The 23,851-nt window shown below is 64.5% G+C and carries 16 protein-coding genes; 10 read left to right on the forward strand and 6 right to left on the reverse strand.

The annotated features are described in order from the left end of the window. Nucleotides 1–3 precede the first annotated feature (3 nt). Both AC1RMD_RS06785 and AC1RMD_RS06790 read right to left on the reverse strand, forming a co-directional pair. Nucleotides 4–1,242, reverse strand: coding sequence for a D-amino acid dehydrogenase (locus AC1RMD_RS06785; RefSeq protein ID WP_492924917.1), 1,239 nt, complete (start codon nt 1,240–1,242; stop codon nt 4–6). A 4-nt stretch (nt 1,243–1,246) separates the two neighbouring features. Next, nucleotides 1,247–2,515, reverse strand: a complete 1,269-nt coding sequence (locus AC1RMD_RS06790) for a serine hydrolase domain-containing protein (RefSeq protein ID WP_492924919.1) — start codon at nt 2,513–2,515, stop codon at nt 1,247–1,249. Between the two features lie 150 nt (nt 2,516–2,665). On the opposite strand from AC1RMD_RS06790, the gene AC1RMD_RS06795 reads away from it, so the two are divergent. From AC1RMD_RS06795 to AC1RMD_RS06825, 7 genes are all read left to right on the forward strand, one after another. Beyond that, nucleotides 2,666–3,550, forward strand: coding sequence for an N-acetylmuramic acid 6-phosphate etherase (locus AC1RMD_RS06795; RefSeq protein WP_492924921.1), 885 nt, complete (start codon nt 2,666–2,668; stop codon nt 3,548–3,550). 25 nt (nt 3,551–3,575) lie between these two features. Continuing rightward, a complete protein-coding gene (locus tag AC1RMD_RS06800; RefSeq protein WP_492924923.1) occupies nt 3,576–4,466 on the forward strand; it encodes a LysR family transcriptional regulator in 891 nt (296 codons plus the stop codon). A 195-nt stretch (nt 4,467–4,661) separates the two neighbouring features. After that, the gene (locus AC1RMD_RS06805; protein ID WP_492924926.1) at nt 4,662–7,427 is read left to right on the forward strand and encodes a TonB-dependent receptor; all 2,766 of its coding nucleotides are present in this window, start codon (nt 4,662–4,664) and stop codon (nt 7,425–7,427) included. After that, nucleotides 7,427–8,470, forward strand: a complete 1,044-nt coding sequence (locus tag AC1RMD_RS06810) for a S66 peptidase family protein (protein WP_492924928.1) — start codon at nt 7,427–7,429, stop codon at nt 8,468–8,470. Before AC1RMD_RS06805 ends, AC1RMD_RS06810 begins: the two co-directional genes overlap by 1 nt. A gap of 82 nt (nt 8,471–8,552) precedes the next feature. Further along, nucleotides 8,553–9,029: a helix-turn-helix domain-containing protein gene (locus AC1RMD_RS06815; protein ID WP_492924930.1), complete on the forward strand. Its 477-nt coding sequence runs from the start codon at nt 8,553–8,555 to the stop codon at nt 9,027–9,029. Then, a complete protein-coding gene (locus AC1RMD_RS06820; RefSeq protein ID WP_492924932.1) occupies nt 9,002–9,745 on the forward strand; it encodes a nucleotidyl transferase AbiEii/AbiGii toxin family protein in 744 nt (247 codons plus the stop codon). The genes AC1RMD_RS06815 and AC1RMD_RS06820 overlap by 28 nt, the downstream gene beginning before the upstream one ends. 47 nt (nt 9,746–9,792) lie before the next feature. After that, a complete protein-coding gene (locus AC1RMD_RS06825; RefSeq protein ID WP_492924934.1) occupies nt 9,793–10,590 on the forward strand; it encodes a ferritin-like domain-containing protein in 798 nt (265 codons plus the stop codon). A 21-nt stretch (nt 10,591–10,611) separates the two neighbouring features. Here the strand turns inward: AC1RMD_RS06825 and AC1RMD_RS06830 are convergent, their stop codons facing one another. From AC1RMD_RS06830 to AC1RMD_RS06845, 4 genes are read right to left on the reverse strand one after another with little or no spacing between them, the layout of a single operon-like run. Next, nucleotides 10,612–12,792 carry an EAL domain-containing protein gene (locus tag AC1RMD_RS06830; protein WP_492924936.1) on the reverse strand — a complete coding sequence of 727 codons (2,181 nt, stop codon included), beginning with the start codon at nt 12,790–12,792 and terminating at the stop codon, nt 10,612–10,614. Beyond that, nucleotides 12,789–14,759, reverse strand: a complete 1,971-nt coding sequence (locus tag AC1RMD_RS06835) for a sensor histidine kinase, YfiR-like protein-associated (protein ID WP_492924938.1) — start codon at nt 14,757–14,759, stop codon at nt 12,789–12,791. Before AC1RMD_RS06835 ends, AC1RMD_RS06830 begins: the two co-directional genes overlap by 4 nt. Further along, complete coding sequence (locus AC1RMD_RS06840; RefSeq protein WP_492924940.1) at nt 14,759–15,316, reverse strand: TOL_0243 family YfiR-like periplasmic protein; 558 nt, start codon at nt 15,314–15,316, stop codon at nt 14,759–14,761. The genes AC1RMD_RS06835 and AC1RMD_RS06840 overlap by 1 nt, the downstream gene beginning before the upstream one ends. A 39-nt stretch (nt 15,317–15,355) precedes the next feature. Further along, a complete protein-coding gene (locus AC1RMD_RS06845) occupies nt 15,356–17,230 on the reverse strand; it encodes a TOL_0244 family TonB-dependent receptor (RefSeq protein ID WP_492924942.1) in 1,875 nt (624 codons plus the stop codon). A 380-nt stretch (nt 17,231–17,610) separates the two neighbouring features. On the opposite strand from AC1RMD_RS06845, the gene AC1RMD_RS06850 reads away from it, so the two are divergent. Genes AC1RMD_RS06850 through AC1RMD_RS06860 form a run of 3 tightly spaced genes read left to right on the forward strand, consistent with a single transcriptional unit; the run spans nt 17,611 to nt 23,844 of the window. Further along, entirely contained in the window at nt 17,611–17,823 is a 213-nt protein-coding gene (locus tag AC1RMD_RS06850) for an MbtH family protein (protein ID WP_492924944.1), read from the forward strand. Further along, nucleotides 17,816–21,730, forward strand: a complete 3,915-nt coding sequence (locus tag AC1RMD_RS06855; RefSeq protein ID WP_492924946.1) for an amino acid adenylation domain-containing protein — start codon at nt 17,816–17,818, stop codon at nt 21,728–21,730. Before AC1RMD_RS06850 ends, AC1RMD_RS06855 begins: the two co-directional genes overlap by 8 nt. Beyond that, nucleotides 21,730–23,844, forward strand: a complete 2,115-nt coding sequence (locus AC1RMD_RS06860; RefSeq protein WP_492924948.1) for a TonB-dependent siderophore receptor — start codon at nt 21,730–21,732, stop codon at nt 23,842–23,844. The genes AC1RMD_RS06855 and AC1RMD_RS06860 overlap by 1 nt, the downstream gene beginning before the upstream one ends. Nucleotides 23,845–23,851 lie beyond the last annotated feature (7 nt).

Genomic DNA, 23,851 nt, shown 5'->3' on the forward strand with positions numbered 1-23,851 from the left:
TCGTCAGCGGCGCAGCGTCAGCCCATCCAGTGCGATGGGCGATGCGGCGCCGCGCAGCATGCCCGCCAACAGGCTGGCCGTGCCGCAGGCGAAAGTGAATCCCAGCGGGCCGTGCCCAACATTCAGCCATAGATTCCCGTAACGTGTAGCGCCGACGATGGGCGCGCTGCTCGGCGTGGCGGGACGCAAGCCCGCCCACGCGTCGGCGCGGTCGTAGTCGGCCGCGCCGGGCATGCCTTCCTTGGCCAGCCGCACCAGGCCTTGCACACGACGCTGATTGATGCGCGCATCCGCGCCCACCATGTCCACCATTGCCGCCACGCGCAATTGCGATCCGATGCGCGCGTATAAGACCTTGCGTTCAAAGTCGGTCACGCTGATCTCCGGCGCCACGTCGCCTTCACGGATCGGCGCCGTCAGGCTGTAGCCCTTGAGCGGATACAGCGGAAGATAAATGCCCGCACTCGCCGCCAGCTCGCGACTTTGAATACCGGCGGCCAGCACGAAATGATCGGCACGCAGCGGGCCGGCCGCAGTGCACAGCCAAGCCACCTTGCCACGATCGGTACGTATTCCGGTCACATCGCGCTGCAAGACGCCTTTAAAATTGGGATGGCTTTGCAAACGCTGCATCAACTTCACACAGAACGCGTGACAGTCGGCCACCGCCTCGCCGGGATTGAAGATGCCGCCCGCCAGGTCGCCTTGCAGCGCCGCCAGCGCGGGCTCGCGCAGTGCCGTAGCGGCCGGTGTCAACACTTCGGCATCGACGGCGGCCAGCGCGGCGGCGTGCTCGAACAGACGCGGGCTGCGATACACGACCAGCTTGCCCGCATCGCGCCACGCGAAATCCGACAGCGGCACATGCAGCGACAGTTCGTTCATCGCATGGCGGCTCAGGCCGCCAAGTTGCAGCAGCGTGGCGGTGGTACGGCGGTTGGCGGCGGCATTGCAGTTGCCGAGGAATTGCGCCATCCAGCGCCACTGCCGCCAATCCGCCTCCAGCCGGAGGCGCAGCGGGCCGTCCGGTTGAAACAGCCACTGCAAAGCCTTCAACGGCACGCCAGCATCGGCCAACGGCGACACATAACGATAGCTAAGCTGCCCGCCGTTGCGGTAGCTGGCCATACTGCCGACCTCGGCTTCACGCTCGACCAGCGTCACACGATAGCCGGCCTCGGCCAGCCACCATGCCGAAGTCAGGCCCACCACGCCGCCGCCGATGACGATCACTTCGCTCATCCCATCACCGGCCGAGTATGGCGTGACGATACAGCGCCGTCAGGATGCGCTCTTCGCTGCGCGTCATCGCCGAATAGCGGCCGGGATTGCGGTCCGGGTCGGCGCCGGTGCCGCCGATCAGCGACACCATGCCGTTGCCGCGCTCGAGATCGACCACGAAGGTGGAAATCAAACCATACGCCTCGCCCAGGTGGCCGGCGCCACTGAAGCCGCCGCCCTCGACCAGGCGCTTGTCATCGAAACGCTGGCTGCCCAGACCCCAGCTGTGATACAGGCCGCGATAGGTGTCGCCGTTGTTGCCGTTGTATGTCCACTGCTGGCTGAACATCAGCGCCACCGTTTCGGGCTGAAGAATCTGGCGCTCCCGATAGCGGCCATGGTTGGTCAACATCAGCATGACCTTGCCCAGGTCGGCGGCGGAAATGCGCAGCCCGCCCGTCGGACTGAACAGCGTACCGTTGCCGCCGACGACATAGCCAGCCAGGCCGGCAGGCGGCGCGGGCGGCCGCGCGCTGTAGTCGTCCACTTGCGCAATCCACGGACCGTCGGCATTCCATACCTCGGTATCGACGGTGCGCTTGCGGTACAAGGTGGCCACGTTGTCGATTTCCGTGGCGGAGAATTCGGAAGGATTGTAGCCGCCGTGCAGGCCCATCGGCTCCAGAAGCAGGCGCTTCATCAAGCGGTCGAATCGCTCGCCGCTGACTTTCTCCATGATGGTGCCGATCACGCCCCAGTTCAGGTTGGTGTACGTGAAGTAGCCTCCCGGGCCGTGATCCCCGGCCCACATGCCGGCCGTGCCGCCGGTCAGCTGCTCGCGGATGGCGACATTCGCGCCCCAAAAATAGCCGGCGTCGTCGCGCAAGGATGAAGTATGCGTCAACAACATGCGCAAGGTGATCGCCTGGTCGGGGAAGTGCGGATTGCGCAATGCATAGCCGAGATACCGGCTCACGTCCGTATCCAACTCCAGCTGGTGCTGTTCGATCAGCCGCATCACCCCGAAGGTGGTCATCATCTTGGAGATCGAAGCGATGCGATACATGGTCTCGGCATTGGCCGGCGCGGCCGCCGGGCCGATGCGCCGCTGGCCGGTTTGATATTGGTACTGCACCTTGCCGCCGCGCACCGCCAGCACCGACAGGCTGGCCAGCGGCATCGCCTGGTCGGCGGCGATGGCGACCAGTTCCTGATCCAATGTAGCGGCCATGCCGCCGCCGCTGGCGCCCGCCATCAGCAACATCCCCATCAAGGCCTGCATTTCACGTTTCATGTTGGCCCAAAAAATCGATTCGATGGACAAGAATACTGTGCGCGGTGGCCGCCTGCCAATGAAAACCGGCTTGTGCCATATAACTTTTCGGAATGCCTTCCCGGCAAGCTTTCATGACTGCGTGGCGCGCTTCGAGCTTACACTTTCAACATGCTAAAAACCGAAACCCCCAGTCAGGAACATGCCGGCCTGGACCAGTATCCGGTAGTCGAGCTGGTCGATACGCTGATCGCCGACCAGCTCAACGCCGTCGCCGCGGTGCGCGCCGCGGCCGACGTGATTGCCTCTGCGGTCCAGGCCGCGGTGCCGCGCATCGCCGCCGGCGGACGGCTGATTTACGTCGGCGCCGGCACGTCGGGCCGGCTCGGCGTGCTCGATGGGGTGGAATTGCATCCGACCTTTTCATGGCCGCATGAACGCGCATTGTCGTTGCTGGCCGGCGGCAAGGGCGCCATGTTCAAGGCGGTGGAGGGCGCCGAGGACGACGGCGAGCAAGGCTTCCTCGACCTGGCGGCCTTGCTGCCGCAATCGAACGATGTAGTGATCCTGCTGGCCGCCTCGGGCAGCACCCCCTACGTGCTGGGCGCGCTGGACGCCGCCCGCACCGCCGGCGCGCTCACCATCGGCATCGCCAACAACATCGATGCGCCGGTCGCCGCGCGGGCCGAGTTCGGCATCACCCTCGATACCGGACCGGAAGTCATCTCCGGCAGCACGCGCCTGAAGGCCGGCACCTCGCAGAAAATCGTCCTCAACACCATCTCCAGCGCCATCATGGTGCGGCTGCACAAGGTCCACGGCAACCTGATGGTCGACATGAGGGCCAGCAACGCCAAGCTGCTGCGCCGCGCCGTGGCGCTGACCATGCACGCCACCGGCGCCGACCAGGACAGCGCGCATTTCGCGCTGGAGCAGTGTGACTACCATGTCAAGGCGGCGATCGTGGTGCTGCTGCGCCAGGTTCCGGTGGCGCGGGCGCGCGCGCTGCTCGAGCTAAGCGATGGCAGCGTCCGGGCGGCACTCCTGCTACAGTAGCGCATCGTCATAGCGAAAGAGGAAGATGCGGCTGCGTCACATAGAAGTTTTTCACGCGATCATGCAAGTCGGCACCATCAGCGGCGCGGCCCAGGTGCTGCACATCTCGCAGCCGGCCGTCACCAAGGTTCTCCAGCACTGCGAACTGCAACTCGGCATGCCGCTGTTCGAGCGCGTGCGCGGCAAGCTGTATCCCAAGCCGGAAGCCCACCGCCTGTTCGCCGAAACCGAAAAGCTGAACCGCGATCTGCAAGGCATACGCCGCCTGGCGGCCAGCCTCAAGGGCCGCGCGGTGGAAACCATCCGCCTGGTGTCGACGCCGACCGTGGCCGCCAGCGTGCTGCCGCAGGCGATGAGCCACTGGCGCCGCGCCTTCGCCGAGACCCGCTGCGAACTGGCGACCCACCACACCAGCGAGATCGTCAACACCCTGCGCCTGGGCGAGGCCGACCTCGGACTGTCCCTGCAAGACCCGCGTCATCCGGGCATCGTCGCCGAGCCGATCGCGCAGGGCGTGATGACGGTGATCGCGCCGCTCGGCCGCTGGTCCGCCGCGCAAGCCGCGCAGCCGTTCGCGGCGCCGGCGCTGGAAGGCGAGCTGATCGGTTATGCCGACAACGATCCGCTCGGCGACCAGGTGCTGGCGGCCTGCGAGGCGCAAGGCATCACGCCGCATTTCCATACCGTCGTGCAGACTTACCAGATCGCCCGCTCGCTGGTGGAAGCCGGCGGCGGCATGGCGGTGGTCGACCCCTTCACCGCCGCATCCGGACGCGGGCGCCTGCAAAGCCGGCCGTGGGCGCCGGAGATCCCGATCCAGCTGTATCTGCTGACGCCGGCCCATGCGCCGCTGTCCCACGGCGCCAGCCAGCTGGCCGCCAGCATCGCCGAGGCCGCCCGCGCTTTGCTGGCCTAGTCTTTATTCCTAGCAAATGTGGCTTAAAAGATACAAATATCTTTCCTGAAAGTTCCCTCCGCTGTCATGCTGCTGGGGAGAACGCGACTTCATGACTAAAAGTTATAGCGACAAAAGCTAATTTCATTGGCTGGTCAATGAAGCAAGGCGCTAATCTGGAAAAATAAGACATCAGATTCACCACAGGGAGAGACCGTGAAGGTTAAAAAACTGGCGCATATGATTGCGCTGATGGGCGTGTTCGCCCCGGCAGCGGGTCCGGTGTTCGCACAGGATGGCGCCACCGTCATGCAGCGCGTGGAAATTACCGGCAGTAGCATCAAGCGGCTGGCGAAGGAGGGCGCGTTGCCGGTCCAGGTGATCAACTACGACACCATCGAAAAGTCCGGCATCACCAGCACCGAGCAGCTGATCCGCAGCCTGTCCGCCAACGGTACCGGCGCCGACAACATGACTTCCGGGAACAACGTCTTCGGCGCCGATGCCGACCGTGTCAGCGGCGGCGCTTCGTACGCTTCGCTGCGCGGGCTCGGTCCCAACAGCACGCTGGTATTGTTGAATGGCCGCCGCATCGCCACCTTCGGCGCCAGCGCCAAGTCGGTCGACCTGAACGCGATTCCGCTGGGCGCGATCCAGCGCGTGGAGATTTTGAAGGACGGCGCCTCGGCTATCTACGGCACCGACGCCATCGGCGGCGTCATCAACTTCATCCTGCGCACCGACTACCACGGTCTTGAGGCCTCGCTCAACGACAACTTCACCCAGCATGGCGGCGGCGCCAACCGCCGGCTGTCGCTGTTGGGCGGCATCGGTTCGCTGCAGAAGGAGGGCTTCAACGTCATGGGCAGCGTTACCTATGACAACAACGAAAAGCTGAGCTCGCGCGACCGCGCCTTCGCCAACGGCTTCCAGCCTGAACGCGGCCTGTCGCCGGACACCACCGGCACGCCGTTCGCCAACCAGCTGACCGGCGCCGGCACCGCGCTAGGCACCGGCTTCAAGCGGCCGGGCGATCCCACCACCTATCTGCAAGCGAATCCCTTGAGCTTCCAGGGCAAGTGCGATTCCATTCCCGGCATGTCGCAGTACCAGACCGCGCTGTGGAAGGATGTCACGGCGGCGACCCGCAGCACCTATTCGTGCGCCTACGATTACGGCGCCGACTACATCATCAGCTTCCCGGTCGAACGCCTGAACGCGGTTTCGCGCGGCACGCTGCAAATCAGTCCCGAGCACAAGCTGTTTGCCGAAGCGCTGTACGGCCACAACAAGGCCACGGCTGAGCTTACCCCGGTACAGATCTCGACCTCGCTGGCCAACGGTAATGCCTATCCGGTCGGCGGCGCCTACTACCAGGACTTGTCGGCCATCATTCCGACCTTCGACAAGACCAAGCCCATCATATACAAATGGCGCGCCAACCCGTGGGGCAACCGCGTGCAGGAGACCATCACCGACAACGCCCGCTTGCTGATCGGCGCGGAAGGCGTATTGCTCGGCAAGTGGGACTACCGCGCCGGCCTGTCGCACGGCGAGAGCACCACCAAGACCGCGCTGATCGACGGCTACGGCTACACCAGCAAGATCTACTCGGCGCTGGGCAGCGGCATCATCAACCCGTGGCTGACCGCCGGCCAGACCCAGACGCCGGAAGCGATGCAGCTGGTTGAATCGTCCAAATTCCGTGGCGCTTTCCAGCACGGCAAAACCACCTTGACCCAGCTCGACGGCAATCTGTCCGGCGAAGTCTGGCAGCTGCCGTCCGGACCGCTGTCGATGGCGGTGGGCTTCGACCTGCGCCGCGAAGGCTACAACTTCGCCCAGGATGTCGACGCCACGCAGATCCTGCTGTCGCCGGGGAACGCCGCGCTGAACAAGGCCAGCCGCAACATCAAGGCGGTCTACACCGAGCTGATCATCCCGATCACCAAGGAACTGGAAACCCAGCTGGCCTTGCGCCGCGACCACTACAGCGTGTTCGGCGCGACCACCAATCCGAAGATCTCGTTCCGCTACCAGCCGAACGGCATGCTGGTGTTCCGCGGCTCGGCCAACAAGGGCTTCCTGGCGCCGAGCTTCACGCAGCTGTATTCCGGCCGGCTGTCGCAGGAACTGCCGAACGGGATCATCGATCCTGTGTATTGCCCGACCCACCCCGGCGACCCGGCCTTTTGCGCCATCGCGCGCCTGCCTTACTTCAGCGGCGGCAACCCGAGCCTGAAACCGGAAACCTCGAAGCAGGGCAGCCTGGGCCTGGTGATCGAGCCGGTGCGCGGCTATTCGGCGTCGGTCGACTACTGGGCGATCAACTCGCAGAACCGCATCCTGAACCGCACGCCGCAAATCGTGCTGGCCAACGCGGCGCTGCTGTCCCAGAACATCATCCGCAACCCGGACAACACCATCGCCTACGTCAACGCCGGCTGGATCAACGCGGCCGGCACCAAGACGCGCGGGGCCGACGTGAGCCTGCGCGGCGAGGGCAAGCTCGACACCTACAAGTGGGCCGTCAACCTGGACGGCACTTACACTCAGAGCTTCAAGTTCGCCGAGATCGAAGGCCAGCCGTACAAGGAATACGTCGGTAACTTCTACACCCGCGACCTGTACCTGCGCTGGAAGCACAACGCCAGCCTGAACCTGTCGCGCGGCGACTGGAGCGGCATGCTGATCCAGAGCTACAGCTCCGGCTACAAGGACCAGTTGCCGAATGGCGGCAAAACGGCGCCGCCACCGGGCTTCAATTCCAACGTGAAGGCGTACACCAAGTATGATTTGTCGGCGACCTACACCGGCTTCAAGAACGTGACGATCACGCTCGGCATCCAGAACCTGCTCGATACCGATCCGCCGTTCACCGCGCACAATGTGGATGAAGTGGTGGGCGCCGGTTGGGATCCACGGGTGGCCGATCCGCGAGGACGGGCGCTTAACGTGCTGCTCAAGTACAAGTTCCTGTAATGTCCGCAGACCGGGGGCGGCGGCGGTTCGGTCATCTGCTGGCCGCCGCCGCGCTGGTGGGCGGCGCCTTGCCATCCACGGCCACCGCCAGCGCCGCGCCGGCCGGAAGGAAAACCATGCGACTGATTAAGCCGCGCCGCTTGCAACCGGGCGATCTGGTCGGCCTGATCGCTCCCGGCGGCCACACCAATGATGCGGCGCTGGCCCAGGCCGTCGCCAATATCGAATCATTGGGATTGCGGGTGCGCTTGGGCGACAACATCCACTACGTCTACGGCAATTACGCCGGCACGGTCGAGCAACGGTTGGCGGATTTCCACGCGATGTTCCTCGATCCGGAGATCAAGGCAGTGTGGGCGGTGCGTGGCGGTTCCGGCTGCATCTCCTTGCTGGAACATATCGACTACCGCCTGATCCGCGCACATCCCAAAATCCTGATCGGCTATTCCGACATCACCTGCCTGCACCTGGCCTTGCTCAAGCAAGCAGGGCTGGTGACGTTTCACGGGCCGGTGGCGACGTCCACCTTTTCCGACTACTCGGTGGAGCAACTGCGCAACGTGCTGATGACGCCGCAAGCCAGCTACACGATCGCCATGTCTGCCGACAATCCGCCGCCACGCACCGTGCACGGCGGCGTGGCCACTGGACGGCTTATCGGCGGCAACCTGTCGCTGGTCGCCGCGCTGGCCGGCACGCCGTACGCGGCCGATTTCAAGGACGCCATCCTGTACCTGGAAGAGGTCAACGAGGAACCCTACCGCGTCGACCGCATGATGACGCAACTCCAGCTCAGCCAGGGCTACCGCCACGCCGCCGCCGTCGTGCTGGGCATCTTCGAAAACTGCGAAGGCGTGGATGGCGAAAGCGCGCTGTCACTGGAAGATACCGTCGACCAGCACCTGCTGCCGCCGACCCGGCCCGCCGTGGCCGGCTATTCCTTCGGCCACATCCGCCACCAGTTCACGCTACCCGTCGGCCTGCGGGCCAGGCTGGACACCGAGCAGCAAACCCTGACCTTGCTGGAACCGGCTGTCAGCTAGAAACCGTAGGTCGTCCGCCATTTGAAATGACCGGAATCGGCACTATAATGTTAAATATACTTAACATTAAATGGTGGCGCGCATGAACTTGACCCAGATCGGTGGCGAAATTCACCGCAAACGCATCCAGGCCGGCCTGCTGCAGGAACATGTGGCAAAATTTTCCGGTCTTTCCCGTGTGACCATCAATCGGCTGGAAAACGGAACGCTGAGGGACCTCGGCTACTCCAAGCTAAAGGCTGTGCTGGATATTTTGGGCCTCGACATGGCGACCGTACAGCCCACCGGACCGAAAAGTGCGCTTGCGGTGGCCGCGCGCAGTGTCAGTACCAGCTACCGAGACGTGATCACGCCCGATATGCTATCAATGATGCTGCGTTCCGGCGAGGCACCGGAGCAATTTCATCCGCACTTGATGGCTTTGCTTGATGAAACGCCCTTATCGATCGTAGTGAAAGCAATCGCCGAGGCGGCCACACCCGAGGTACCTGCAAAAAAAATCATGAAAAACCTCAACCTCTGGGCGAATCAATGGAAAGTTTGCCGACCGGTCTGGTAATGGCCAATGCACCTGGAATCCCTCACACTTGGGAAGTGCTGTTTTCGCACGCGGTAACACTCATCAGCGAGATCGCCAAACACGGACGGATGGATCCATTCTGGACCATGGGCGGAGGCACCGTGCTGATGCTTCGATACGGCCTTCGTTTCAGCAAGGACATCGATATCTTTGTGCCCGACCCTCAACCGCTGGGTTTCGTCACACCTCGCCTGAGCGACGTCGCTGAATCGATTACAAGTGACTACGCGGAAGGGGCCAGCTACGTTAAGCTTTTTCTTCCGGAAGGCGAAATCGACTTCGTGGCAGCCCCCAATCTAACGGCGCCGGGGTTCGAAATAGAGACGATCCTCGGGCACCAGGTGAGAGTGGAGACCTCGGTTGAAATCATCGCAAAAAAGATGTGGCATCGGGGCGATCGGATTACGGGGCGCGACATCTTCGACTTTGCCCTGGTCGCCGAACGCGAACCCGAGCTGTTAATGCCAGCCTGTAAATTCATTACCAGGCATGCAGCAGCAGTATTTCAGCAGCTCGATGAACGATGCGCACAGTTGAAACAGCAGTTCGATGCCATCGATGTCTTCAATTTCCATCCTACCTTTGACCAGGCTAGTCGCACACTGAAAAACTCGCTGACCGCCATGCTCGAGACGCTGGCCCAGCAAGACCAGGCACATCCTGGCGCAGCTTCCAGTGCAGCCAGTAAATCTTAGCTCAGGATTTGTTACACTGCGTCCTTTTTCAAGCTTCAAGGAACATCATGCCCACCCCAACTGAATTGCGCGCCTACGCGTTGCATTGCCTGCTGGAGAACGATCCCGCAACCAAAGTGACGGCAGTCGCTGCGATGGCGGCGGCATCGCGCGCGGGCGGGTGCGGGCTGGATCCGGCTGTCGCCATCGTGCCGTCCGGCGCCATTCCGGGCCGGCCTGCCAAGCCGGCGCTGGTGCCGCCGCTGTCGGTGGGACGGCGCTCGATGGTGACAGTGGAGGGCAGGGGCATGCTGATCCACGCGCTGGCCCACATCGAATTCAACGCCGTCAACCTGGCGCTGGATGCGCTGTGGCGCTTCCCGGACCTGCCGCAGGAGTACTACATCGACTGGCTGCGCGTGTCCGCCGAGGAAGCGACCCACTTCGCGATGCTGTCCGCCCACTTGCAAACGCTGGGCTACCAATACGGCGATTTCCCGGCCCACGACAGCCTGTGGGAAATGGTCGGCAAGACCACCGAGGACGTGCTGGCCCGCATGGCGCTGGTGCCGCGCACGCTCGAGGCGCGCGGGCTGGATGCGATCCCGCCGCTGCGCGCCAAGCTGGCCCAGGCCGGCGACCGCGACGCCGCAGCCATCCTGGATATCATCCTGCGCGACGAGGTCGGCCACGTGGAAATCGGTAACCGCTGGTACAACTACCTGTGCCAGCAACGCGGCCTGGAACCGCGCGCCACCTATGCCGAACTGGCCATCCGCTACAAGGCGCCGACGCCGCGCGGCCCGTTCAACATCGAAGCCCGGCTGAAAGCGGGCTTCAGCGAAGAAGAGATCCAGGCGCTGTAACGGGGGGGCGCCGCGCGACCGCTAGCCAGGATTGACCAAGTCGCTATCGTCCATGCGATCGACCAGCGTTGCCTCCACGTCGTCGGGATTCAGGCCGTGCAATTGCCAGTAGTGCCGGAAGGTGGCGCGCAGGTTTTCACGCAGCACCTTGCTGTCCCAGGGTTTGGTGAAAAACCTGAATAGCGCGCCCCGATTGATCGCCTCCAGTATCGTCTCCAGATCGGTGTAGCCCGACAAGATGATGCGCAGCGTATCGGGGTACATGTCCTTTACCCGCCCCAGGAATTCCGTGCCGCACATGTCGGGCATGCGCTGGTCGCACACGATGACATGCACCTGGTGCAAGGCCAGCAAAGCGAAGCCCTGCGCCGCGCTGCCGGCCGTCAGGATATGGTAGCCGTCCTGGCGCAGCAAGCGACTGAGCGAAGCCAGGATATGCGGCTCGTCATCCACCAGCAACAAGGTGCGCGGTGGCGTGCTGGCGCTGCCCTCGGGCTGGATCAAGCGGCTGCCAGACGCCAGCAATTGTTCGAATTCCGCCGCCGGCAGCGGACGGCTGAAATAGTAGCCCTGGATCTGGTCGCAACGGCAGCGCCGCAAATAGGCCAGTTGTTCCGCCGTCTCCACGCCTTCCGCGATGACATCCATCTTCAGACTGTGCGCCATGCCGATGATGGAACGGACGATGGCCGCGTCCTCCGGACAGGTGGTGACGTTGCGAATGAAGGCGATATCGATCTTGAGTGTATCGATGGGAAAATGGCGTAGGTAGGCCAGACTGGAATAACCGGTGCCGAAGTCGTCGATCGAGATCTGCACCCCCATGGTCTGTAGCAAGACCAAGGTGGCGACCGTGCGTTCCATATCGACCATCAGCGCGCTTTCCGTCACTTCCAGTTCCAGCAGTTCCGCCGCGACACCGTTGGCCGCCAGCGCCTCGGCCACCACGGCCGCCAGGTCGCCACTGGTGAACTGGCGGCTGGCCACGTTGACCGCAATGTGCAAGGCCTCGCCGGCCCGCCCCCACGCCGCCATCTGCCGGCACGCTTCATTGATCGCCCAGGCACCGGCCCGCACGATCAGTCCGGTTTCCTCAAGCAGGGGAATGAACTCGGCCGGCGACACCAAGCCATGATCGGGACGGTTCCAGCGCATCAGCGCCTCGGCACCGATCACGCGCCCGGTGCTGATCTGGACCTTGGGTTGGTAGTACAGGACGAATTCGCGCTGATCGAGCGCCTTGCGCAAGGCGTCCCCCATCCAGAGCCGTTTCTGGGCCTGGCGGTTCATTTCCTCCGTGAAGTAGCGGTAGGCGTCCCGTCCGCCTTGCTTGGCCTGGTACATGGCGGTGTCGGCATACTGAATCAGGGTATCGGCGTCGCTTGCATCGTCGGGATACACGGCGATGCCGACGCTGGCGGTCATGCTGACTTCCTTCTCCCCCAGACGAAACGGAATGTCCAGCGCCTGCCGGAGCAGGCCGGCCACCCTGGCCGGCGCTTCGGCCTCGGCCGCGTACTCCACGATCAAGCCGAATTCATCGCCACCCAGCCTGCCGCGCAAGGGATTGAGCGGTTCCAGGCGCTGCGCGAACTGGCGCAACAACTCGTCGCCGACGACATGGCCCATGGTGTCGTTCACATGCTTGAAGCCGTCCAGGTCGATCAACAGCATCGCCACCGTGCCGCCGGCGGCGGCGGCCGTTTCGAGCGCCTGGGACAGCCGTTGTTGGAACAGGAAACGGTTGGGCAAGCCGGTCAGGCTGTCATACCGGGCCAGATGCAGGCCATGCTGGCGCGATTCCGTGTACAGCAAGCGCACCTCGAGCATATTGCGGATGCGGGTCAGCACCTCGATGTGGTCGAATGGCTTGTTGACAAAGTCACGCGCGCCGGCCTCCAGGGCGCGCAATTTGTACCCGGGCTCCGCCGTCACCACCAGCGCCGGCAGATAGCCATCGGCCTCGATAAGCTTCAAGCCCTCCAGCACCTCGAAGCCGCTCATAAACGGCATGTTCAGGTCGAGCACGATCAAGTCGTAGTGGTTGCTGCGATGCAGATCGAGCACCGTGCGCGAGTCCATGGTCGAACTGACCGAGCAATAGCCGGCATCGCCCAGCATGTATTCCAGCACCCGCACATTGGCCAACTGGTCGTCAACCAGCAGTATCCTGGCGTTGTGGATGGCGGTTTGGGTAATCATCGGTTTTCCTTCGATAGCGCGAGGTTGATGGCTTCGGTCAGCTGTTCAATATTGATCGGCTTGGTAACGTAGCACAGAAAGCCGCTTTCCATGCCCGCCGCGACGTCGCACTGCATGGCGCTGGCGGTGACGGCAATGACCGGAATGGCGGCCGTCGCCGGTTCCGCGCGCAACTGCTGGAGCGCCTCCAGCCCGCTCAGACCGGGCAAATGCAAGTCCATCAGGATCAGGTCCGGCATGTGGCCCCGCGCCAGTTGCAGGCCCAGATGCGCGTCCGGCGCCGACAACAGGCGCAGGTCCGGGATGGATTTGATGATCTCCTCCACCAACCGCAAGTTGGCCGGGTTGTCCTCGATGTACAAGATGGTCGACATGGCCGCCCTCGGCGCCGGCGCCACGGCCGGCTTGGCCGCCGCCACCGTGGGCGCGCCAGTGTCCTGCTCCAGCGCGCGCAGCTCGATCCAGAATCGGCTGCCCACGCCCACTGTGCTGCTGACGCCGATATTGCCATTCATCAGGCCGACCAGCCGCTTGGTCACCACCAGTCCGATGCCGGTGCCTTCGACCACGCCCAGCTCTTGCCCCAGGCGGTTAAAGGGTTGGAACAATCCCTCCAGCTGGGCGGCGTCCAGGCCGCGTCCGCTGTCGCGCACGGCAATGCGCGCGTGGCTCCCTTCGCGCGTGCATTCGACTTCGACGGTGCCGCCGTCGCGGTTGTACTTGATGGCGTTCGACAACAGGTTGAGCAGGATCTGTTTCAAGCGGGTGCGATCGGCCAGCACGCACCACGCCGGCCCGTCCGGGAACAACATGCGCAGCCCGCGCTGCGCGCCCAGCGGCTCGAGCATGATGCGGCATTCGCGCAATACTTCGTCCAGGTTGACCGGCTCCAGCGACAGCCGCAATTCACCCGATTCGACCTTGGCCAGGTCGAGCACCTCGTTGATCAGTTCCAGTAAATGGGTGCCGGCCTTCATGATGAAGCCGGTGAATTCCTTGCGCCGCGCGGTGGTGGTCGCCACCGTGTCGGACGCCAGCAACTGGGTGAAGCCGAGTATGGCGTTGAGCGGGGTGCGCAACTCGTGGCTCATGCTCGACAGGAAGGCCGACTTGGCCTGGTTCGCATGCTCGGCCGAGCGCATCGCCACTTCCAGCTCGGCCGTGCGCACCTGGACGCGCGACTCCAGGTCGGTGTTCAAGTGCATGATTTGCTCCTGCACCCGTTCGCGCTCTACCACTTCACGCGAGATCGCCAGGTTGGACGCTTCCAGCTCGACGGTGCGGCGCTCGACCTCGATCAGCATCGCATTGAAGGAATCGACCAGCGCGCCCACCTCGTCGTCCTCGACCTTGTTGACGCGCCGCGAATAGTCGCGCTGCCGCACCACCTCGCGCGCCGTCCGCGCCATATCGGTAATCGGCCGGGTCACCAGCCGCTCCAATCGCTGGGTCATGAAATAAGCAATCGCCATGGCGCAGGCCAGGGCCATCGCGGCCAGGGCGAGATCGGTCGCGACGGCGCCGCCCCAGTCATATTCGGCGCGCAGGTAGAGCGTGCCGAGCGGCACGCCGTTGCGTTCGACGCGGCGGAACACCTGCATGCGGGTGCTGCTCAGTTGCACGCCGTCGGCTTCCGGCCGCGGCGGGAAGTGGGCCGCTTCGCCGGCCTTGGCGTAGCTGGCGAACACCGCGCCGCGTTCGGTATAGACGGCGGCCGCCAGCACGCTGGGGCGGCTGGCGAAGGCGCTCAGATTGGCGGTGGCCAGGCCGGCATCCTCGAACGCCAGCGCACCCGACATCATCCGTCCCATCAGGTCGGCGTTGCTGCGCATGTCGGCCACCAGTTCGTGATGAAAGCGCCAGATATCGACGCTCACCGTGGCGATCAAGGTCAACAGCAGGGCCACCAGCGTGGTCGACATGACGCTGGCGAGCATCTTTTTCCGTATCGAGTGCTGGAACGGCATCAGGAACCATCCTTTCGCACCCGGTACGCCGCCGACAGCATCAGGGCGCTGAACTTGAGCCGGCTCGATGCCGCAGGCTTGAGCGCGACCTCGAACCGCAGGCGCTCGTCGGGCACCACGAAATTGATCATGCCCCCCAGCGCGAAGGCCTCGTCGGACTCGGTCACCGTCAGGATGGGCTTGTCCCGTAACCTGGCGAACAGCGCCAGCAATTCATGCCTGGCCAAATCGCCGAGGAACAACATCTGGACGCCGGCGAACGGCTCGCCCACCCTGAGCTTGCGCACCATCAGCTTGCGGCCGTTCGACATCCGCCCGTTCAGGCTGCCGGCGATCTCGTCCGCCAGCGTATCGGCCCCGACCATGCCGATGACAAACGGGCTGTCCTGCTGGGCAAACGCATCGGCCGGCCACTCGACGAAGGCGGAAAATTTGTACAGGTAGGCGGCGCTGACCTGGGCGCCGACGGCAGCGCGACGGTCGCCGGACTGGGCCAGTGCGGCCGGACCCGGCATATGCAACAACGCCAGCAGTAGCAGGAGGTGAGGGCATCGCATGGGGAACACCGGCTCCTTCCGCTGTGCTGCGCAGGATAGTCAGAACCGCAAGATGGCCTTGGCGTACCAGCTGGGACCCAGTTCGCTGCGCGTGGCCACAGCGGAAAACTCGCCATGCGCGCCACCGGCCAGATTGTTGCCGCCCACGGACAGTTCCCAGTGGTCGTCTGCCTGCCAACCGAGCCGGAGGTCGAGCGCGGTGTAGGCCGGCACCGCCGGCCGCGACAGTGCAGCCACCCGGCGCAGCGAAAGGTCGAGCTGGGTCCGCGCGGAGAGATCGCTGGAGGACCGCAGCGTCCACATGTGGGCCGGATCGCGGAGCGCCCCGGCCACGCTGGTGGTATCGACGCTGCCCGGCTTCAGGAACAAGTGTTCGTGCAGCGCGCTCCAGCCCGCGCGCAGCCGCCAGCCGCGCCTGGCCTGATACGTACCCCACATTTCCACGCCGCTGACCTTGCCCTGCATCATGCTGGAAAACCACACCAACTTGCCGTCGGGCGTATGCTCCTGGGTGCGCAGAAAATCGTAGACCGTATGGAACAGCGTGGCGGAATAGCTCAAGGCGTTGCCGGCGCTGCCGCGATAACCGAGTTCATACACGGTCGCCAGTTCGGAGCGGACCGGCGCACCGCCGTTGAGCACGAACGGTGCAACGCCCGGCGCATACAGGTCGCGATCCAGACGGGACGGCGCGCGGACCGCGCGCGAGACCGCGCTCCACAAGGTATGCCGTGGCGCCACGGTCCATCCCAGCCGGACGCTGGGCAGCACTTCGCGGCCGGTGTAATCGTTGCGCTCGAAACGCGCCCCCAGTGTCAGGCGCAGCTGTTCGCTCAGACGCACCTCGTCCTGCATAAACAAACTTGACCATTGCTGATTGACATCGGCTGGAAGAAAGGCTATGAACGCGCTATTGGTCAGCCGGTCCCGGCTACGGCGGTAGTCCATGCCGGCGACCAGCGTGTGCGCGCCGATCGGGGCCAGCGTGTACTGCAATTGCACATCGACGATGGCCAGCGACTCGGCGAAGGTGGGCACCACCGTGCGCTCGCTGGTATCGAGATAGGCTTGCAAACTGACGCGTGCGCCGCTGTCGAGCGGACGTTCCCAGCGGGCCATCAGGTCGCCGCCGGACAAGGAAATCCTCCCCAGCGCGAATTTGGCGATCGAAATGGAGATGGCGCCCGGCGCCGGCTGGTCTTCGGCGCCCCGGTAGACACGCCCCTGCACCATGAACTGGCCGGCCGTGCCGCTCCAGTCGGCGCGGAAACCGGCCTGCGACAGCGAGGCCACGTCGGCGATCGCCAGGCCGGCGGCGGTTTCCGTGTGCTTGCGCCTGGCATGCTTGGCATACACCCGGTAAGCGAGCCCGTTGTCGAGCGTGGCGCCCCAGCGTGCCGTTGCGTCGGACTGGCGGCCGCCGGTGCTGCCGCTGGCCAGGCCGCCTTGGGTATGTTGGGCCTGGCGGGTGATGATATTGATGACGCCATTGACGGCGTTGGTGCCCCACAGGGTACCGCCGGGGCCGCTGATGACTTCGATGCGGTCGACGTCCTCCAGCACCACATCCTGCACATCCCAGAATACCCCTGAGAACAAGGGCGTGTAGACCGAGCGGCCATCAATCAGCACCAGCAGTTTGTTGGCGCTGTTGCTGTTGAAGCCGCGCGAGGAAATCACATAGCCGTAGGCGCTGCCCTGGGCCACCTGCAAATTGGGCGCGAGGCGCAAGGCTTCCGCCACGTTGCTGGCGCCGCTGCGCCGAATGTCTTCGCCGGTAATGACAAATACCGACGCCGCGGCGTCGCTCAGCCGTTCGGGCTTTTTGGAGACCGAAGTGACGTGTATCTCGGCCAGTTCGGCGAACGACAGTTGCAACATGTCGCCGTCCGCTGGTCCGGCGTGCGCGGGCATGGGCGCCAGAAGCAGGGCTAGCGCCAGGCTGCCCGCCAGTGCCTCAAAGTCATTGACGGCTGCACTCCATCGCGACGGCATATGGAACTCCTCTATGACACTGCAAGGTGCTATCGGCGTATGGACTATCAGTTACGCGCGGACATCTAACCGTAAATACTATCCTTTCATGCAACGGAATGCACGCAATCAATTCAGTCGTTGTTTTCAGCGCGGCTGCCATGACAGTCGCGCTCATGCCCCTGAGGCTGGCAGTGGCATTACGAATCGCTATTGCAAATCTAAATGATAGTCATTATCATTCGCACTGATTATGCTATTGTTAATTTTAACTGCTTGACACCAGCGGCATGCTGGCGTCCGGCGGATCGGGAGCGGGCATGCAACAGGAACGACTTTACGAAGTAGTCATCAACGCGGAACGGCAATACTCGGTGTGGCCGGCGCAACGGCCGGTGCCGGCGGGCTGGCAGGCGACGGGGTTCCGCGCCACCCGCGAGCTGTGCCTGGCGCATATCGGCACGGTCTGGCAAGACCAGCGTGAGCACAGCCTGCAACTGGCGCTGGCCGCTGGGGAGCTGCGCCATGGGTAAGCAACTGCCGCCCAACGCTGCCATCGAGCTGGTATCGCCGGCCCAGCGCAGCCTGTGGTTCCTGAGCCAGTTGAGCCAGACCACGCAGCGTCTGCACATCCGCATCGAGCTGCGCTGGCCGAAAGCCATCGACCGCGCGCTGATCGCCTACGGCCTGACCGCTTTGCAGGCCCGCCATCCCATCCTGCAAACCACGTTCCACCGCCTGCCCTGGGGCGACATCGAACAGCGCCTTGGCAGCGCGGCGCCGTTGCTGCTGGAGCGCAGCGGCGACTACCAGCGCTGGTCCGAACACCAGGACTTCGACCTCGAACGCCAACCCGGCCTGAAAGCCTGGCTCGATGGTGCGACCTTGGTGCTGGCCGTGCATCGCATGATCGCCGACGTGAGCTCGGTCGCGATACTGGTCGATGAACTCCTGCGCGGCATCGCCGGCGAGCCGCTGCCGGCAATCGGAAAGCTAGCTTTTCACCGGCACGCTGCCCACCAGCTGGAGCAACTGGGCGACGGCGCGTTGGCGTCCGACTACGACTATTGGATGACCAAGCTGGCCGACGGATCGCCAGCATTGGCGCTGGCCCTGGATCGCCCGCGCACAGCGGCGCGCACTTATGCCGATGCGCAGGTCGGTGCTATGCTTGATGGCGACTTGTCCAACGCCTTGGAATCTTTGTGCGCCGGCAGCTGCGCTCGTCCTGAGCAGGTGCTGCGCGCCGCATTCGCCGTCCTGCTGTACCGCCACTGCATGCAATCCAGTCTGCGTATGGCGACGTTCAATGCAGGCCGCCCGGCGACCCTGGACGGCATCATCGGCCCGTTCGAGAACATCCTCGTCTCCGGCCTGGAGCTGGACAGCGGCATGAGCTTTGCCGCGTTGCTGGATGCGGTGCGCGCCGAAGATGCCGCCAATCTGGAGCACGCCGCGCTACCGTTCGATAAGCTGCTGGATCGGCTTAATGCAGACGGTTTTCAGAAACACGAGCTGCCGTTCCAGGTTGCCTACGCCTGGCGCGGGCATGACGCCTTTCTGAAGGGCGATATCGCGCTGCGGATCGACGAAGACCAAGCCCTGCGCGTGGACCTGCTGTTGCGTGCCAGCGTGCGCGCCGATGGCCGCTATGCGCTGGACCTATCGTATGCCGCTGCCTTGTTCGACGCCGCCACCGCCAACGCGCTGTTGGAGCGGCTGCTGTCGCTACTGGTGCAAGCGTTGGCGGCGCCGCAGTCGCGGCTCGATCAACTGCAGTTGGTCGACGCGCAAGCGCTGGCTCAGTTGAGCGCTCCGTGGCCGGCCGCCACATACGCGCCGGTGCCGGTGCACCAGTTGATGGAGCGGCAACTGGGGCTGCACGGGCAGGGCGAAGCCCTGGTATGCGGCAGCGACTCGCTGACCCACGCGGCCATGCACGCAGCGGCCAATCGCCTGGCGCACTATCTGATCGCCATTGGCGTGCGTGCGGAGACCCGCGTCGGCGTGGCGCTGGAGCGGGGCATCGACATGATCGTCACCTTGCTGGCGGTGTTCAAGGCCGGCGGTGCGCTGGTGCCGATCGATCCAGCCTATCCGCAAGAGCGCATCGAATACATCCTGGACGACGCAGCTGTCTTTTGCCTGCTGACCCAACGTTCGCTGCAAGACCAATTGCCGGCGCTGGCCAACGGCGCCACCATCGCGGTCGATGCGCTCGACCTGGCCCAACTGTCGGACAGCCCGCCGGACCTGCACGTATCGGCACAGCAGATGGCTTACATCATCTACACCTCCGGCTCCACCGGCAGGCCCAAAGGCGTGGCGGTCGCACACGGACCATTGTCGCTGCACTGCCAGGCCACGGCGGAACTGTACGAAATGAGCGCCGCTTCGCGCGAGCTGCACTTCCTGTCGATCAGCTTTGACGGTGCTCATGAGCGCTGGGTCGTACCGCTGATCGTCGGCGGCTGCGTGGTGCTGCGCGGCGGCGCATTATGGAGCGCGGCCGAAACCCACGCCGCCATGCGCGAATACCGCGTCAACAACGCCGGCTTCCCCACCAGCTACGTGCAGCAGCTGGCCGAATGGGCCGAGGGCCGCAGCGATGCCGCGCCTTTGCGTCTGCTGTCCTTCGGCGGCGAGGGCATGCCGCGCGCCACCTTCGAACAACTCAAGCGCGCCTTGTCGCCCGAGTGCCTGATCAACGGCTACGGCCCGACCGAAACGGTGATCTCGCCGCTGGCGTGGAAGACCACCGCCAACGCCAGCTTCGACGGCGCGTTTGCACCGATCGGCCGCGCCGTCGGCCCACGCCACGCCTATGTGCTGGACGCCGACCTCAATCCCGTGCCGCCCGGCGTGGCGGGCGAACTGCATATCGGCGGCGCGTGCCTGGCGCGCGGCTACCATGGCCAGGCCGCAGCGACGGCCGACCGTTTCATCCCCGACCCGTTCACGGCCGACGGCGGACGCATGTACCGCACCGGCGACCAGGTGCGCTGGCGCGCCGACGGCATCATCGAGTACCTGGGGCGCCTCGATCACCAGGTCAAGGTGCGCGGTTTCCGCATCGAACTGGGTGAAATTGAAGCGGCGCTGGGCAAGCTGGCCCTGGTCCGCGAAGCCGTCGTAGTACTGCACCAAACGCCGCAGGGCGCCAAGCTGGTTGGCTACGCGGTGGCCGAGCAGGGCGCGGCGATCGACGGCGCCACGCTGCGCCACCGGCTCGCCGCGCAACTGCCGGACTACATGGTGCCGGCCGCCGTCGTCATGCTCGACAGCCTGCCACTGACGCCGAACGGAAAGATAGACCGCAAATCGCTGCCGCTGCCCACCCAGGAGCGGCGCGAAGTGGTGGCGCCGTCCACCGATCTCGAACGTAAGCTCGTGGCGATCTGGCAGGAAGTGCTGCAACTACAGCAGATCGGCGCCACCGATAACTTTTTCGAGCTGGGCGGCGATTCGCTCAGCGCACTACGCGTGCTGACCATGCTCGACAAACTGCTGCCGGATCATGGTCTCGGCATCGTCGACCTGTTCAACTACCCGGACATCGCCAGCCTGGCCCGCGCGCTCAGCGATCAGGACATGACGGGCAGCGAGGTCGTTTGCCTCCAGCGCGGCGGCAGCAAGCCTATGCTGTACTGCTTCCCCGGCCTGTTGGTCAGCACCTTGGAGTACACGGCGCTGGTGAACCACCTCGGCCCGGACCAACCGGCCACCGGCTTTATCTGCCACTCGCTGTCCGGCGGCGACGGCGAGCCGCTGGCTGTCGCCGCACTGGCGGCGCGCTACGCCGACCATATCCGCAGCGAGAGCGCCGGCCAGCCGGTGATGCTGCTGGGCTGGTCGTGGGGCGGCATCCTGGCCTACGAAGCGGCGCGCCTGCTGGGCGACAGCGTCGATGTGCGTTTCGTCGGCATGCTGGACGTCTGCGCGCTGGACGCGGAGTTCGCGGTCGGCGGCGAGAAGCCGCTGGAACCGTCACTGCGCCTAAGCCTGCAAAACGACATCGACGCCTGGCTGGCCGTCAGCACCATGCACAAACGCTGGCTGCAACTGCTGGGCCGCATGGACGCCACGGTCTACACCCAGTTCCTGCACTACGTGAACAACAGCCCGGAGCCGTTGCCGTTGGACGGCCCGGAGATCGGCAGCCGCGAACACATTTTCTGGACGCTGATGGAAAACGCGTTGGTCTTCCGCGACTACACGCTGGCGCCGCTCGATTGCCGCATTCACGCATGGATCGCCGAAGACTCGCTGCTGCGCGGAATGAACGTGATCGACTGGCGCAAGCAGTCCAGCAAGGTCGAGCGCGTGCACCCCATCCCCGGCAGCACGCACCTGAGCATCATCGCCGACCCGCAATTCCACCAGAGCTTTGCACGCAGCGTCGAAATGACCAGTCATCCACTTGAAGAAGGCTTTACCTGATGCGACACCAGTTGAACAAGCAAGACCTCACGCCATTGGCCCGCGCCGTAGCAGGCGCCATCCTGCTGATGGGGGGCTATCACCTGAGCGCCTGCGCAGCCGAAGCCGAGACCACCCTGTCCACCATCGTCGTCCAGGGCGAGGTTGACGGCGTCGCAAAGCGCAGCAGCACCGGCAGCAAGGGCGATACGCCCATCGTCGAAGTACCGCAATCGATTTCGGTGTTGAACCGCGAACGGCTGGATGCGCAAAAGGCGCCCGGCATACCGCAAGCGCTGCGCTACACGGCCGGCATGCAGACCGAGAGCTTCGGCGTGGACCCACGCTTCGACCAATACATGATCCGTGGCTTCGAAGTCGGTTCCAACGGCGTGTTCCGCGACGGCCTGAATCTGCCGACGCGCGGCTTCACCGGCTTCACGCTGGAGCCGTATGGACTGGAAAGCCTGGAAGTGCTGCGCGGCCCAAGCTCCGTCATGTACGGCCAGGCGGAAGTGGGCGGCATGGTCAACGCCGTCAGCAAACGCCCGACCGCGGCCCGGCTGCGCGAAGTGGAAGTGAGCTACGGCAGCTACGACCGCAAGCAGGTCGCCGCCGATGTGGGCGGGTCGCTGGACGAGCAGGGCGTGTGGCTGTACCGCGTTACCATGCTGGCGCGAGAAGCCAAGGGCGCCATCGACCACACCAAGGACAATCGCCAGTACTTCGCGCCCTCGCTGACCTGGCATCCCGACGCCGACACCACACTCACGCTGCTCGCCTATCTGCAAAACGATAACGTGCCGCCGAATTTCTACTTGCCGTCGGTCGGCACCCAGAAGACCGGCCCATTCGGCCAGATCCCGGCCAGCCGCTTCGTCGGCGAGCCCGGACTCGATCACTTCAAGACCGAACAGCGCAGCGTCGGCTACGTGTTTGAAAAACGCTTGTCGCCAGCCTGGAAAGTACGCCAGAACCTGCACTACGCGACCGAGAAGGTCGACTACCACAGCCTGTATATGACCGGCCTGCACGACGACGAGCGCACCATCGACCGCGCCAACTTCTCGGCGCAGCAGAAAGCGCGCGTATTCGCCGCCGACCAGAACCTCGAATGGAACAGCCGCTTCGGCAGCATCGACAACACTTTCGTGGCCGGCGTCGACTACAGCCGCGCCGTGCAGGAAGGGCAGAACTACCTGGGCGAGGCGCCAACGCTGGACGTGATCTCGCCGGTCTACGGCCAGGCGGTGGGCGTGCCGGACAAGTACGAAGACAAGCGCAGCACCCTGAGCCAGACCGGCGTCTACGCCCAGAACCAGATGAAGTTCGACGGTCAGTACCTGCTGACGGCCGGCTTGCGCCGCGACCGCAGCCGCATCGACAACGACGACTACTTCAACGCCGCGCAAGACGGCCAGAAGGACAACGCCACCACCGGCCGCCTGGGCCTGACCTGGCTGGCGCCGAACGGCATATCGCCTTACCTGAGCTACGCCACCTCGTTCCGTCCCGTGATGGGCCAGACCTTCGACGGTCGCAACTTCGAACCGGAAAAAGGCAAGCAGGTCGAACTGGGCGTTAAATGGGCGCCGCTGGATCGCCCGGCGCTGTTCACCGCAGCGGTATTCGATCTGCGCAAGAGCAATGTGCTGACCGCCGACCCGGATCACGTGGGCATCGGCGCCCAGATCCAGCGCGGCGAAGTACGCGTGCGCGGCCTGGAACTGGAGGCCGAAGCCAGGCTGGACAACAACTGGAAAGTCAACGGCTCACTCACCGGACTCGATGCCAAGATCACCCGCAACAACGACGGCAACGAAGGCAAGCGTCCGTCGCTGGTGCCGCGCGTGAACCTGGCCGCATGGGGCGAGCGCACATTCGGCCAGGGCTGGCGCGCCGGCGCGGGCGTGCGCCGCACCGGCGCTACCTTCGGCGACGACGCCAACACCTTCGAGCACGCCGGCGTCACTCTGGCCGACGCCATGCTTGGCTACCGCTACCGGCAATGGGACTTCGCGCTCAATGTCAGCAACCTGACCGACAAGACTTACCTGGGCAACTGCTCGACCGACGGCAGCTGCAACTACGCCGCCCGCCGCCAGGCCCAACTCACAGCCCGCTACGTGTGGTAACACGGTG

The organism is Duganella sp. GW822-FHT06D06 (assembly GCF_058799615.1).